The sequence below is a fragment of the Saccharothrix sabaoui genome, assembly GCF_051756985.1.
GTDB lineage: Bacteria > Actinomycetota > Actinomycetes > Mycobacteriales > Pseudonocardiaceae > Actinosynnema.
Genome location: NZ_JBPKJK010000006.1, coordinates 35446 through 49085 on the forward strand (window position 1 = coordinate 35446; position 13640 = coordinate 49085).

The 13640-nt window shown below is 73.8% G+C and carries 13 protein-coding genes; 10 read left to right on the plus strand and 3 right to left on the minus strand.

Annotation, left to right across the window (positions count from 1 at the left end):
- Position 1 precedes the first annotated feature (1 nt).
- The 4 genes from ACR807_RS03375 (at position 2) to ACR807_RS03390 (ending at position 4428) form a co-directional block, all read left to right on the plus strand.
- Positions 2 to 1399 carry an FAD/NAD(P)-binding protein gene (locus tag ACR807_RS03375; protein ID WP_438919691.1) on the plus strand — a complete coding sequence of 466 codons (1398 nt, stop codon included), beginning with the start codon at positions 2 to 4 and terminating at the stop codon, positions 1397 to 1399.
- Entirely contained in the window at positions 1396 to 2982 is a 1587-nt protein-coding gene (locus ACR807_RS03380; RefSeq protein ID WP_438919692.1) for an aldehyde dehydrogenase family protein, read from the plus strand. The genes ACR807_RS03375 and ACR807_RS03380 overlap by 4 nt, the downstream gene beginning before the upstream one ends.
- Positions 2979 to 3446, plus strand: coding sequence for a type II toxin-antitoxin system RatA family toxin (locus ACR807_RS03385; protein WP_438919693.1), 468 nt, complete (start codon positions 2979 to 2981; stop codon positions 3444 to 3446). The genes ACR807_RS03380 and ACR807_RS03385 overlap by 4 nt, the downstream gene beginning before the upstream one ends.
- A gap of 91 nt (positions 3447 to 3537) precedes the next feature.
- Positions 3538 to 4428: an alpha/beta fold hydrolase gene (locus tag ACR807_RS03390; RefSeq protein WP_438919694.1), complete on the plus strand. Its 891-nt coding sequence runs from the start codon at positions 3538 to 3540 to the stop codon at positions 4426 to 4428.
- Positions 4429 to 4481: 53 nt separating this feature from the next.
- On the opposite strand, the gene ACR807_RS03395 is transcribed toward ACR807_RS03390, so the two are convergent.
- Entirely contained in the window at positions 4482 to 4940 is a 459-nt protein-coding gene (locus ACR807_RS03395) for a PaaI family thioesterase (RefSeq protein WP_438919695.1), read from the minus strand.
- Between the two features lie 145 nt (positions 4941 to 5085).
- On the opposite strand from ACR807_RS03395, the gene ACR807_RS03400 reads away from it, so the two are divergent.
- Positions 5086 to 5328, plus strand: coding sequence for an acyl carrier protein (locus ACR807_RS03400; RefSeq protein WP_438919696.1), 243 nt, complete (start codon positions 5086 to 5088; stop codon positions 5326 to 5328).
- A gap of 51 nt (positions 5329 to 5379) precedes the next feature.
- Here the strand turns inward: ACR807_RS03400 and ACR807_RS03405 are convergent, their stop codons facing one another.
- A complete protein-coding gene (locus ACR807_RS03405; RefSeq protein ID WP_438919697.1) occupies positions 5380 to 5787 on the minus strand; it encodes a hypothetical protein in 408 nt (135 codons plus the stop codon).
- 71 nt (positions 5788 to 5858) lie between these two features.
- Here ACR807_RS03405 and ACR807_RS03410 point away from each other — a divergent pair, with 71 nt between their 5' ends.
- Positions 5859 to 6893, plus strand: coding sequence for an Lrp/AsnC family transcriptional regulator (locus tag ACR807_RS03410; protein ID WP_438919698.1), 1035 nt, complete (start codon positions 5859 to 5861; stop codon positions 6891 to 6893).
- 133 nt (positions 6894 to 7026) lie between these two features.
- Here the strand turns inward: ACR807_RS03410 and ACR807_RS03415 are convergent, their stop codons facing one another.
- Positions 7027 to 8409 carry a glycoside hydrolase family 5 protein gene (locus ACR807_RS03415; RefSeq protein ID WP_438919699.1) on the minus strand — a complete coding sequence of 461 codons (1383 nt, stop codon included), beginning with the start codon at positions 8407 to 8409 and terminating at the stop codon, positions 7027 to 7029.
- Between the two features lie 130 nt (positions 8410 to 8539).
- Here ACR807_RS03415 and ACR807_RS03420 point away from each other — a divergent pair, with 130 nt between their 5' ends.
- Genes ACR807_RS03420 through ACR807_RS03435 form a run of 4 tightly spaced genes read left to right on the plus strand, consistent with a single transcriptional unit; the run spans position 8540 to position 13633 of the window.
- The gene (locus ACR807_RS03420) at positions 8540 to 9445 is read left to right on the plus strand and encodes a carbohydrate ABC transporter permease (RefSeq protein ID WP_438919700.1); all 906 of its coding nucleotides are present in this window, start codon (positions 8540 to 8542) and stop codon (positions 9443 to 9445) included.
- 40 nt (positions 9446 to 9485) lie between these two features.
- Complete coding sequence (locus ACR807_RS03425; RefSeq protein ID WP_438919701.1) at positions 9486 to 10322, plus strand: carbohydrate ABC transporter permease; 837 nt, start codon at positions 9486 to 9488, stop codon at positions 10320 to 10322.
- Positions 10323 to 10332: 10 nt separating this feature from the next.
- Positions 10333 to 11610, plus strand: coding sequence for an ABC transporter substrate-binding protein (locus tag ACR807_RS03430; RefSeq protein ID WP_438919702.1), 1278 nt, complete (start codon positions 10333 to 10335; stop codon positions 11608 to 11610).
- Between the two features lie 7 nt (positions 11611 to 11617).
- Entirely contained in the window at positions 11618 to 13633 is a 2016-nt protein-coding gene (locus tag ACR807_RS03435) for a hypothetical protein (protein WP_438919703.1), read from the plus strand.
- The last annotated feature ends 7 nt before the right edge of the window (positions 13634 to 13640 follow it).

Consider the following 13640-nt stretch of genomic DNA (forward strand, 5'->3'; position numbering starts at 1 on the left):
CATGGCCGACAGCATGAAGGTGGTCGTCGTCGGCGTCGGCGCCAGCGGGGCGCTGGCGGCGATCCACCTGCTGCGCGCCGCCGCCGACGCCGCCGGGGGTGGCACCCCCGGCGGCGCGCGGCTGGAGCTGGTCCTGGTCGACCGCAGCGGCGAGTTCGGCCCCGGCCGGGCCTACCGCACGGCCGACCCGGACCACCTGCTCAACACCCCCGCCGGGAAGATGAGCGCCCTCGCCGACGACCCCGACCACTTCGTGCGCTGGAGCCGGGACCGCGGCCGCGACGCCGACGGCACGACGTTCCTGCCGCGCGGGGACTACGGCCGCTACCTCGTCGAGGCGCTGCTGGCCGAGGAGCGGCGCGCCGGCCGCGCGGCGGTGGTCGACCGGGTCGCCGACACCGCGACCGGCCTGTCGGCCGACGAGCGCGGCGTCACCGTCGAGCTGGCCCGGCGCGGCCCGGTGCGGGCGGACCTCGCCGTGCTGGCCCCCGGCGTCGGCGGCGGCGACCCGCTGGCCGCCGTGCTGCCCACCGGGTCGCCGCGCTACGTGCGCGACCCGTGGGCCGGGCCGCTCGCCGCCACCGACGGCTCGCCGGTCCTGGTCATCGGCACCGGGCTGTCCATGATGGACCTGGCCACGACGGTCACCCGCGCCCACCCGGACGCGGTCGTGCACGCCGTGTCGCGGCACGGCCTGCTGCCCCGCGCCCACCGGGCGGGCCGCGCGCCCGCCGGTCGGGTGCCCGAGCCGCCCGACCGGATCGCCTCGCTCGGCGACCTGCTGGGCTTCGCGCGGCGCTGCGTCAAGGCCGACCCGGACCGCTGGCGCGAGTTCGTCGACCGGATGCGCCCGCACGCGCCCCGGCTGTGGCAGCAGCTCGACGTGGACGACCGGCGGCGCTTCCTGGACCGCGTCAACAGGTACTGGGACGTGCACCGCCACCGCGCCGCGCCCGCCACCCACCGGCGGGTCCGGGCGCTGGTCGGCGCCGGCCGGCTGCACGTGCACCGGGGCCGGGTCGCCCGCGTGCGCGAGGTCGACGACGGGTTCGACGTCGACCTGGCCACCCCCGGCGGCACGCGGTCGCTGCGCGTCGGGTGGCTGGTCAACACCACCGGGTTCCGGCAGGACGTCGGCGACCCGCTGCTGCACGACCTGGTGGCCGGCGGCACCGCCCGCCCCGACCCGGTGGGCCTGGGCGTGGCGACCGGCGGCGACGGCCGGGTGCTCGACCGGCGCGGCGCGCCCCGCCGCATCTTCACCCTCGGCGCGCTGCGGCGGGGTGAGCTGTTCGAGAGCACCGCCGTCCCGGAGATCCGCAACCAGGCGGCGACGATCGCCGCGGCCGCGATGGGCGCCGTCGCGGTGGACGCCGCCGCGCGAGAGGTGAGGACATGACCAACGACCTGCTGATGTACCCGGCCTACATCGACGGCAAGGACGTCGAGCACCCCGAGGGCCGCTACGTGCACACCGTCGCCGCCCGCGCGGTGCTGGAGGACACCATCGCCGCGCAGGCCCTCAAGCGGGACCTCGACGCGGGCCGGGTCGACCCCCGTTCCGCGGGCCCGTCCGTCGCCGGCGGCTGCGCGCTGGCCGACGACCGGATGGCCCGGTACGCGCTGGAGTCGGCCGCGCGCGCCGCGCCGGAGTGGGCGCGCGTCCCGCTGCACGAGCGGGTGGCGCTCGGCCTGCGCATCGGGGAGCGGCTGCGCGAGAAGCGCGACGACCTCGTGGACCTGCTCGTCGCCGAGGGGCAGCCCGTCGACCTGGCCGGACCCACCCTGGACGAGTACTGGCGCGCCGACTTCAGCAGCGAGACGCTGCACTGGTGCGCCACCCAGATGGAGACCACCAAGCACCACGGCTCCGGGTACGCCACCGTCCGCCGCGTGCCCGACGGCGTGGTGTGCGTCAACCCGCCGCAGAACGCCTCCACGCCCAACGCGCTGTTCGGCGCGTCCGCGCTGCTCGCGGGCAACGCCGTGGTGGTGCGCGCGCCGCGCGGCGTGCCGCTGGCCACCACGCACGCCCTGCGCGAGGTCGTCATCCCCGTGCTGGAGGAGGCCGGCGCGCCCGCCGGGGTGTTCAACGTCCTGTGCGGGCCGCCGATGACCGACCTGTGGCTGGAGAGCCCGCACGTCGACGACGTCGTCTACGTCGGCGGCAGCGCCAAGGGCCTGGAGTTCGAGCGCGCCGCCGTGGCCGCGGGCAAGAAACCCGTGCTGGAGCTGGCGGGCAACGACTGCGTGGTGGTGTGGGCCGACGCCGACCTCGACGCCGCCGCCCGCTCCATCACCGAGAACTTCCGGCAGTCCGGCCAGATCTGCAACATCCCCAACCACGTCATCGCCCACCCGGCCGTCGCCGACGAGCTGCTGTCCCGCCTGGTCGCGATCGCCGCCGACACCCGCCCCGGCTACCCCGACGAGCCCGGCGTGGTGCTCACCCCCGTGCTCATGGCCCGCGCGCACTTCGCCAACGTCGCCGACGCCCTCGGCCGGGGCGCGCGGCTGCTGCACGGCGGGCGCCGCCTGGAGGTGGACGGCACGCCGTCGGACACCGGCCTGTTCGTGGAACCCACCGTGCTGCGGGTCGACGGCCTGCGCGCCGCCCGCGAGACGCCCGCCGTGCGCGAGGAGACCTTCTCCCCGCTGCTGCCCGTCGTCGTGCCCGACGCCGCGGAGGCCGCCTCCGACGACGCCCTGTTCGACGAGGTGCTGCGGTTCGTCAACGACAACGCCTACGGCCTGCGCAACTCGTTCTGGGTGCGCGACGACCGGCTGGTCGACCGGATCGCCACCGGCGTGACCAACGGGGGAGTGGTGAACGTCAACGACTCCCACTCGGCGTTCCGGCCGTTCCTGCCGACGCACGGCGGCACCGGCCTGACCGGAGGGGTCTTCGGCGAGGCCAACTACCTGATGCTGAGGACGTCCCACCTGCAGGGCGTCAACGTGACGCGCGGAGGAAGCCGATGAACGAGCACAGCGTGGTCCTGTCCACCCCCAGGACCCCGGACGAGGTGTTCGCCGTCCTGCGGCGCCAGGAGCGCTTCGCCGAGACGGCGGACGACCTCGAATCGGTCGAGGTCCTCGCCGGGGGCGAGCACCGCTACGCCCTGCGCTTCCGGGGCGGGGTGGCGCGCTGGACCCAGCGCACCGAGGTCGACGTCGACGCCCGCACCCTGCGGTTCGAGCAGGTCGAGGGCGACTTCGTGGACTTCGGCGGCACCTGGGAGGTCCGGTCGACCGACGGCGGCAGCCGGGTCGTGCACCGGGTGTCGTTCCGCACCGGCGTCCCGCACCTGGCCGGCGCGATCGACCCGATGATCGCCCGCGTGCTGCTGCGCGCGGCCACGTCCGTGGTGTCCCGGGCGGCGGGACCGGCGGAGGTCGTGGAGGGCGAATCGGCCCTGCGCGACGAGGTGTTCAGCACCACGTGACCAGTCGATGTTGCGGTGCGTGATCACACCGGCGTGGGAATTCGCCCGAACGGTAGGTGTTTGATCAGCTCGTGGTGCGAAACCCCGAAGCATGACTTCGTCGCACGAGCCGGCCACCGTCACGCACCGCACCCTCGACGTCGACGGCATCGAGACCTTCGTCCGCGAAGCCGGACCCGCCGACGCGCCGGTGGTGCTGCTGCCGCACGGGTACCCCTGCTCGTCCTTCCAGTTCCGCAACCTCATGCCCGCCCTCGGCGACCGGTGGCGGCTGATCGCCCCGGACTACCCGGGCTTCGGCTACAGCGCCACCCCCGACGACTTCCCCTACACCTTCGCCGGCTACTCCGACTTCCTGCGCCGCTTCACCGAGACCCTCGGCCTGGACCGCTACGCCATCTGGCTGCACGACTACGGCACCCAGTTCGGCCTGCGCCTGGCCATGTCGGCCCCCGAGCGCGTCACCGCGCTGATCATCCAGAACGGCGACATCTACGAGGACCAGCACGGCCCCAAGTACAAGCCGCTCAAGGAGTACTGGGCCAACCCCACCGAGGAGGGCCGCGAGGAGCTGGCCGCCAACGTGACCGAGGACGGGTTCCGCGACGAGTTCGTCGGCGAGGTCGCCGACCACCTCGCCGCCCGGGTCAGCCCCGACCTGTGGCACCTGCACTGGTCCCTGACCACGCCCGAGCGGCGCGCCAACCTCGTCAACCTGATCGCCGACCAGGCGTGCACCCTCGACTGGTTCGCCGACGAGCAGGCGTACCTGCGCGAGCACCGGCCGCCCACGCTCATCGTGTGGGGACCGGAGGACGGCTACATGCCCGAGGGCGCCGCCCGCGCCTACCTGCGCGACCTGCCCGACGCCGAGCTGCACCTGCTGGAGGGCGGGCACTGGGCGCTGGAGACCAACCTCACCGAGGTGGTCCCCCTCGTCCGCGACTTCCTCACCAGGACACTGCCCGGCCGCACCCCGTAGCACCCCCTCGACCCGGTGCCGCCCAGCCGGTGCCGTCCAGTCGCCGGGACCGTTCAGCTCGCGGGCCGGGGCCGCCACCGCTTCCACAGGGCGGTCGCCTCGGCCCGCGGCTTGCCGTCCCACACCAGCGAGACGTCCACGGTCATCTGCGCCTCGGACGCCTCCCGCACCACCGCCCGCAGCTCCACCGGCTCGTGCAGCGGCGACGGCCGCAGGTAGCGCACGTCCAACCCGGCCGTCACGTAGGGCAACGCCGCCCCCGGCAGGGGAGGCCACCCCCGCCGCTCGGCCTCCAGCACGACCGCCGCCGCGCTGTGGCAGTCCAGGACGGTGCAGACCACACCGCCGTTGAGGAAACCGAGCCCGTTGTCGTGCTCCGGCCAGGGCGTGAACGCGGCGGTCACCACGCCGTCGTCGCCCGGGTAGCTGCGCAGCCGCAGCCCCTTCGGGTTGCCGTGGCCGCAGCCGAAGCAGGGCAGGTCGGGATAGAGGCGCTCCTGGATGCTGATCACCGCGTCCACAGTAGAGGGACCCCCGGCCGTGCGCGCGACACCCGTCCGGACGCAATCCCGTCGGGTGAGGTTGAGCGGCGGCGGACGGGGTAACAGGAGCACGCCAAGGGACACCGCAGTCCGGGTGAGACACCGAGGAGGAACGATGGCCACCGGTGAGACCGGTTTCGACGACGTCAGCTACGACCTCATCTCCGTGCAGTACCACTCGCTCAAGGCCGGGCACGACTACGGCCAGTACGTCCGCGACGCCGAGAACGCCGGTCGGCAGGACATCGCCGACTTCTTCCGGCGCGTGATGGAGGAGGACTCGGCGCGCGCCAAGCAGTGCCACGAGTTCCTCAAGGACATGGCGGCCAGCGACAAGTCCGGCCCCGCCGTGAGCTGAGCCGCCCACCGACGGCGGGGTCCGCCCCCGAACGGACCCCGCCGCCACGGCTCACAACTCCCCGACCGGGTGGCCGCCGTCGCCCCCGCCATCCCCGGAGAGCAGCGCGAGCACGAGCACCAGCGCGAGGCAGGCGACGGCGACGAGCACGAGCAGCGGTGCGGCGACCAGGGCCGCCGCCGCTCCCGGCGGCACCACCGCCCAGCGGTTGGCCGAGGTGAAGCCCCTGGTCAGCGCCGCCTCCAGGGCGAGCAGCGCGGCGAGCCCGAGCAGGACGAGGGCGGCCTGCGCGCCCAGCCCCCACAGCGTGGCGAGGTCGCCGACGAGGCCGAGCAGCCCGGTGCCGGGCTCGACCAGGGCGGTGCACAGGGCGTAGACGGGTGCGCCGAGGCCGGCGACGGTCAGGCCGGCCCAGCCGGCGGTGCGGGTGGTTCGCGGGTTCTCGCGGTTCGCGTCCATGCCCCGACTGTCGGGGATCGGGTCTACGCTGAGCCCGGAATCCCCCGAAACCGCCACGTGAGGGGCCTCCGGTGCAGGATCGGGTCACAGCGGCTCCCGCCGCCACCTCCGTGCCCGACCTCGACGTCGGCCTCGACGAGACCGACCGGGCCCTGGTCAACGTCGTCCAGCTCGCCCCGCGCGCCTCGTGGGCCGAGATCGGCGCGGCGCTCGACGTCAACCCGGCCACGGCCGCCCGCCGCTGGAACCGCCTGGCCGCGGCCGGGGTGGTCCGGGTGGTCGCCTACCCGCGCCTGACCGGCTGGGCGAGGCACCGCTGCCTCGCGTTCGTCGAGGTCGACTGCGAGCCGGCGACCCGTGAACGGGTGATCGCCGAGCTGGTCCGGGTGCCGCAGATCGCGTCCGTGACGATCGCCAGCAGCGGCCGCGACCTGTACCTGACCGTCCTCACGCCGACCCTCGCGGCGCTGTCCGCGCTGGTGCTGGGCCTGACCGGGGTCCGCGCCACCCGGACGCACCTGGTGACGCGCATGGTCACCGAGGGCGGCGCGTGGCAGTTCGACTCGCTGACCGGCGGGCAGCGCGCCGGCCTGCACCGCCCACCGCCCACCGCGGGCGTCCTGGCCGACGCCGACCGCGACCTGCTCCTGGCACTCGCCCCGGACGGGCGGTGCAGCGTCGCCGACCTCGCCGAGCGCACCGGCACCAGCGCCTCCACCGCGCGCAGGCGACTGGCCCGGGCCGTGCGGGAGGGCACCCTGTCGTTCCGCTGCGAGACCGCGCAACCCGTCACCGGGTGGCCGGTGTCGGCGAGCTTCTGGACCCGCGTGCCGCCGCACGAGCTGCGTGCCGCGGTGGAGGGGCTCGCGACGCTGCCGGAGGTCCGCATGTGCGCGGCCGTGACGGGAGCGGACAACCTCGTGATCAGCCTGTGGCTGCGCTCGTTGGCCGACAGCCAGCGGTTCGAGGAGCAGCTGTCCACGCGCTTCCCGACCCTGGTCGTGACCGACCGCACCATCGAGCTGCGCGCGGTCAAGCGGATGGGCTGCCTGCTGACCCCGGACGGCCGCAGCACCGACGTCCTCCCCGTCGACCCGTGGGCCTGACCCGCGAGTCATGCGCTCATGACCGGCGAGTCATGCGCTCATGACCCATGAGTCCGACATTCGGCTCTCTCCGAGCGCATGACACGAGGGTCGCGAGCGCATGACTCGCGGGTCGCGAGCGCATGACTCGCGGTCAGGGGCGGGAGTGGAGGAGGGTGGTCAGGGGGGTGCGGGGGAGGCAGTTGGCGAAGGCGAAGTCGTCGGCCAGGGACTCGGCCTCCTCCGGTGACACGCCGGTGAAGCAGCGGCCGAACTCGCCGACCAGGGGTTCGGCCAGCAGGATGTTGCGCACCAGCGTGGTCAGCCAGGGGCGGCGGCCCCAGGGGAACGGGTCGAAGTCCGGGAACTCGCGCTCGAACAGCTCCTCCACCGGGTCGAGCACGTGCCGCACGCCCCGGTCGTCACCGCCCCACGCGTCCGCGCCCAGCCGCGCCTTCTTCGCCAGCACCGGCGCGATCCGCCGCAGGTAGCCGCAGTCCGGCCGGGTGCGCACCAGGCCCTGGACCCCGATGTCCTTGTACGTCCACAGGCTCCAGCTCGCGCCGTTCTCGTGGTACAGGTCGAGCTGGTCGCGCAGCAACGCGCACCGCTCCGCGTCGACCTCGGCGTCACCGGTGAAGACCGGCCCGAACTCGCCGATCCACACGGGCGTCCCGGTGCGCCGCATGAACTCGGTGCGCCGCAGGAACGCCCGCTCCAGCGCGCCCCGGTCGAAGTGCTCGCCGCGCGTTACGCCGGGGTAGCGGCCGTCGCGCGCGATGCCCGGCAGCGCGTAGTCGTGCGCGCTGTGCACCGAGTTCGCGAATGGCTCGTCGAACACGGAGAAGTCGGTGGAGTAGCGGTTGCCGTCGAGGAACAGCACGTGCCGCGGGTCCACCGCGCGGATCGCCCGCTCCAGCCGCCGGTAGAACGGGCCGATCACCTCGCCCGAGGCGTCGGCCGGCTCGTTGACCGGGTTGTAGCCCGCCACCTCCGGCCGGTCGGCGTAGCGGTCGGCGATCACCTCCCACAGGTGCACGACCCGGTCCTGGAAGTGGCGGTGCGCCCAGAACTGCGCCCAGTGCGTGGGGTTGTCGCTGTGCCAGTGCTGGTTCTGGCAGCCGGGCAGGGCGTGCAGGTCCAGGATCGTGTAGATCCCCTGCTCGGCACACCGGTCGATCAACCGGTCCAGCGGTGCGAACCCCTCCTCGATGATCTCGAACGGGCGGTCGTCGGACTCGAAGTGCCGGTAGTTCAACGGCACGCGCAGCGCGTTGAGCCCCAGCGAGGCGAGGAACCGGGCGTCGTCCTCGCCGAAGAACACGTCCAGGAACCGGTCGAAGAACCGCCGGTACCCCTCCTCGCCCAACGCGCGGCGCAGTGCCTTGCGCTGCAACGACTCCGTGCTCGGGAACCCGGTGATGAAGTTCTCCATGTTCATCCACCCGCCGAGCCCGTAACCGGTGAGCAGCACCGCGCCGCCGGAGCCGTCGACCAGCCGGTCGCCGTCGACCCGAATCGGTGAAAGGTCCGCCATCTCGTCTCCCGCAAGGAATTCGGGGGTTTTCGCAAGTTCTCGAAGCTGTTCGGGGTGGTGCTCCCCGGATGGTAGACAGGAAATCGGGCAAGCGGTTTCCCGAACGCCCCGACGACGCCGAGGAGGTCGTGTGGCGAGGACCCCCGGGCGCGCCGGAGCCCTGCGCCGCCGCGACGGCAGGGCCGCGTACCTGTTCCTGGCGCCGTGGCTCGTCGGCATGGTCACGATCACCCTCGGCCCGGTCCTCGCCTCGCTGTACCTGTCGTTCACGGACTACTCGCTGCTGCGGCCCCCGCGGTGGACCGGCCTGGACAACTACGCCCGGATGCTCGGCGACGACCGGCTCCTCACCTCGCTCGGCGTCACGTTCCGGTACGTCTTCGTCTCCGTGCCGCTCCAGCTCGCGGCGGCCCTGGCGCTGGCCCTGCTGCTCGACCGCGGCGTGCGCGGCCTGGCGTTCTACCGCTCGGTCTACTACCTGCCGTCGCTGCTCGCGGGCAGCGTGTCGGTCGCGATCCTGTGGCGGCAGATGTTCGGCACCGACGGCCTGGTCAACGACCTGCTCGCGCTGGTCGGCGTGCGCGGCGTCGGCTGGGTCTCGCACCCGGACTGGGCGCTGGGCACGCTGGTCGTGCTCAACGTGTGGACGTTCGGCGCGCCCATGGTGATCTTCCTGGCCGGTCTGCGGCAGATCCCGGTGGCGCACTACGAGGCGGCCACCGTGGACGGCGCGGGGCGCTGGGCCCGGTTCCGGCACATCACGCTGCCGCTGCTCACCCCGGTCACCTTCTTCAACCTGGTCCTCCAGCTCATCGACGCCTTCCAGAACTTCACCCAGGCGTTCGTGGTGAGCGGCGGCACGGGCGGGCCGTCGGACCGGACGTTGTTCTTCACGCTCTACCTCTACGAACGCGGCTTCGGCTCGTTCCAGATGGGCTACGCCTCGGCGTTGGCCTGGCTCCTGCTGCTGATCGTCGCGGCGCTCACCGCGCTCAACTTCCTGCTGGCCAGGCGTTGGGTGTTCTACGGTGACTGACCAACCACCCGGAGAACGCCAACCACCCGGGGAGCGCGGGATGCCCGGGGAACGCCGGATGCCCGCCCCGCTGCGGCACGCCCTGCTGGTCGTGCTCGGCCTGGTCATGGTCTACCCGCTGCTGTGGCTGCTCTCCAGCTCCTTCAAGCCGACCGACACCCTCTTCCGCGACCCGTCGTTGTGGCCCACCGGGTTCACGCTCGACAACTACGCCGAGGGCTGGACGGCCCTGGGCGCGCCGTTCCAGCGGTACCTGTGGAACTCGGCGGTGATCGCGGTGGCCTCGGTCGTGGGCAACCTGCTGACCTGCTCGATGGCGGCCTACGCGTTCGCCCGCTTGGAGTTCCGCGGCAAGCGGGTGCTGTTCGCCCTCACCCTGGTCACCGTCATGCTGCCGGTGCACGTGCTGATCGTGCCTCGCTACGTGCTGTTCTCCCAGCTGGACTGGATCAACACCTACCTGCCGCTGGTCGTGCCGAAGTTCCTCGCCACGGACGCGTTCTTCATCTTCCTGATGGTGCAGTTCATCCGCTCGCTGCCCACCGAGCTGGACGAGGCGGCGCGCATCGACGGCTGCGGCCACTGGCGGATCTACTGGCGGATCGTCATGCCGCTGTGCGCGCCCGCGCTGGCCACCACCGCGATCTTCACGTTCATCTGGACCTGGAACGACTTCTTCAGCCAGTTGATCTTCCTGACCGACCGGGACCTCCACACCGTCCCGGTGGCGCTGCGCACCTTCGTGGACGGCCAGGGCCGCAGCTCCTGGGGGCCGCTGTTCGCCATGTCGGTGGTCGGCCTGGCCCCGGTCTTCGGGTTCTTCCTGGCCGGGCAGCGCTACCTGACGCAGGGGATCGCGACCACGGGCATCAAGTGAGGAGAGCGACATGAGCAGGACCGTGCTGTGCTTGGTCGGCGTCGCGGCGCTGGCCCTGTCCGGGTGCTGGTCCGGGTCGGGCGGCGACGGCGGACCGGTCGAGCTGCGCTTCTCGTGGTGGGGCAACGAACAGCGCGCCCAGTCCACGCAGGAGGCCGTCGACGCCTTCCGGGCCGCGAACCCCGGCATCGCGGTCGAGGGCGAGTACGCCGACTTCAGCGCCTACTTCGACCGGATCGCCACCCAGGTCGCGGCGGGCGACGCGCCGGACGTGATCACCATGGGCGGGGTCTACCCGCGCGAGTACGGCGGTCGCGGCGCGCTGCTCGACCTCGCCGGGGTGGCCGGTGAGCTGAACCTCGCCGACCTCGACCAGGCGGCCGTCGCCAACGGGAGGTTCGACGGCGTCCAGTACGGCGTGCCGACCGGAGTGAACACCTACGGGGTCGTGGCCAACCCGGCGGTGTTCGGGGCGGCGGGCGTGCCGCTGCCCGACGACGACACCTGGACGTGGGACGACTTCGAGCGGATCGCGGGCGAGGTCGCCGACCGCGCGCCGGCGGGCACGGTCGGCGTGGAGGACCCGACCTCGCCGGAGGCGCTGGAGATCTTCTCCAAGCAGCGCGGTGAAGGGCTCTACACCGCGGACGGGAAGGTCGGCATCAGCACCGGCAGCGTCGAGGACTGGTTCCGGATGACGACCCGGCTGCGCGACGCGGGTACCACGCCGCAGGCCACCGTGACGATCGAGCAGGTGTCCGTGTCCGCGCCCGAGCAGACGCTGGTGGGCCGGGGCCTCGCGGGCATGAGGTTCGACTGGAGCAACCGGCTCACCGCCCTGCGCACCTCGTCCGGCGCGCCGCTGGTGATGCTGCGCGCGCCGGGGGAGTCCACCGGGGAGCAGGTGGGCATGTGGTTGCAGGCGTCCCAGCTCTACACCGTCAACGCCCGCAGCGAGCACCCGAGGGAGGCGGCGAAGCTCATCGCGTTCCTGGTCGGCGACCCGGCGGCCGGCGCGGCCATCGGCACCGACCGGGGCATCCCGGCGAACCCCCGGATCCGCGACGTCGTCGCCGGGTCGCTGACCGAGGACCAGGAGGCCGAGGTCGCGTTCATCGACGAGGTGAGCGGCAAGACCACCCCGGCGCTGGTGCAGGGCCCGGTCGGCTCGACCGACACCCTCCAGATCCTCCAGCGCGTCCACTCCGACGTGCTGTTCGACCGGGTCGGCCCGCCCGGGGCGGCGCGGCGGTTCGTCGACGAGGTCGCGGCGGCGATCGGCGGGTGAGCCGCGGGTGATCGAGCGACGCGCGCTGGTCGACCGGCACGCCGTCGAGGTGACCGGCCTCGACCCGCGCTCGCCCCTGTCGGTGGGCAACGGGGAGCTGTGCTGCACGGTCGACGTGACCGGGTTGCAGACCTTCCCCCGCGCCCACCCGGTGGGCGGCGGCACGCTGCTGGGCACCATGGCCCAGTGGGCGTGGCACAGCACGCCCCCGCCCTCCCCGCCGCCGGTCCTCGCCGACAGCGTGCGCCGGTACGACACGCCCCGGGGCCCCGTGCCGTACGTGGACCTGGCCGACTTCGACGCGGCCACGCCGGGGCAGGAGTGGCTGCGGGCCAACCCGCACCGGCTCGACCTGGCCCGGATCGGCCTGCTGGTCGACGGCGCGCCACCGGACCCCGGGCGGCTGGAGGGGGCGCGGCAGCGGCTGGACCTGTGGCGCGGGACCATCACCAGCGCCGTCGTGCTGGCTGGCGTGCCGGTGCGGGTGGTGACGTGCTGCCACCCGGACCGGGACGTGCTCGGCTTCCGGGTGGCCTCGCCCGCGCAGGCCCGGCTCGGGGTCCGGTTCGCCTTCCCCCGCGGCTCGGAGAGCTGGCACGACGCCGCCGACTGGGACCACCCCGACCGGCACCGCAGCACGCTCCGCCGGCTGCCGGGCGGGTTCGCCGTCGACCGCGAGCTGGACGGGACGCGGCTGTCGGTGCGCGTCCACGCGCCGGGCGCGGCCGTGCGGCGGACCGGACCGCACGAGTTCGTCGTCTCCACCGACCGGGAGGTGCTGGAGCTGACCGCGGGGTTCGGCGCCGGGGTACCCGACGCGGGACCGGTCCCGTTCGCCGAGGTGCTGGCGGCGGCCGAACGCGCGTGGCCCCGGTTCTGGTCCTCCGGCGGCGCGGTCGAGCTGGACTCCGACGACGGGCGCGCCCCCGAGCTGCAACGGCGCGTCGTGCTGTCGCAGTACCTCACCGCGGTGCACTGCGCGGGCTCCCTGCCGCCCGCCGAGACCGGGCTGCTGTGCAACAGCTGGCGCGGCCGGTTCCACCTGGAGATGCACTGGTGGCACGGCGCGCACTTCCCGCTGTGGGGCCGGCCCGAGCTGCTGACCCGGAGCCTCGACTGGTACCCGCGCGTCCTGGACGCCGCCCGCGCGACCGCCCGCGCCCAGGGGTGCGGGGGAGCGCGGTGGCCCAAGCAGGTCGGCCCGGACGGGCGGGAGAGCCCGAGCCCGATCGGGCCGTTCCTGGTGTGGCAGCAGCCGCACCCGGTCCACCTCGCCGAGCTGGTGCGCCGGGCCGGTGTCCCGGACGCGCTGGAGCGCTACGGTGAGTGCGTGCTGGAGACGGCGGCGTTCATGGCGGACTTCGCCGTCGCCACCGACGCCGGTCACGCGCTGGGGCCGCCGCTCGTGCCCGCGCAGGAGACCTACTACCGCGACCGCGCCACGACCGCGAACCCCGCGTTCGAACTGGCCTACTGGGCGTGGGGGCTGCGGGTCGCGCAGCGGTGGCGGGTCCTGCTGGGCCTGCCCGAGGAGCCCCGGTGGACCGCGGTGGCCGACCACCTGGTCCGGCCGGTCGTGCGCGACGGCCGGTACGCCGCAGTCGGCACGCCGCCGTGGACGCGGCGCGACGACCACCCGTCGGTGCTGTACGCGCTCGGCGTCGTCCCGGACACCGGCCTGGTCGACCACCGGGTGCTGCGCGCGACCCTGCGCGACGTGCTGGCCGACTGGGACTGGGGCAGTACGTGGGGCTGGGACTTCCCGGCGGTGGCGATGACCGCGACCCGGCTCGGCGAACCGCGCACGGCGGTGGACGCCCTGCTGATGGACACGCCCAAGAACCACCACCTGCCCAACGGGCACAACCGGCAGGGCGACCTGCTGCCCGCCTACCTGCCGGGCAACGGCGGGCTGCTCGCCGCCGTGGCCCTGATGGCCGCCGGGTGGGACGGCTCACCGCCCCGCCCCGGCTTCCCCGCCGACTGGACCGTCCGGCACGAAGGACTCCACCCCGCGCCGTGAGGAGAGC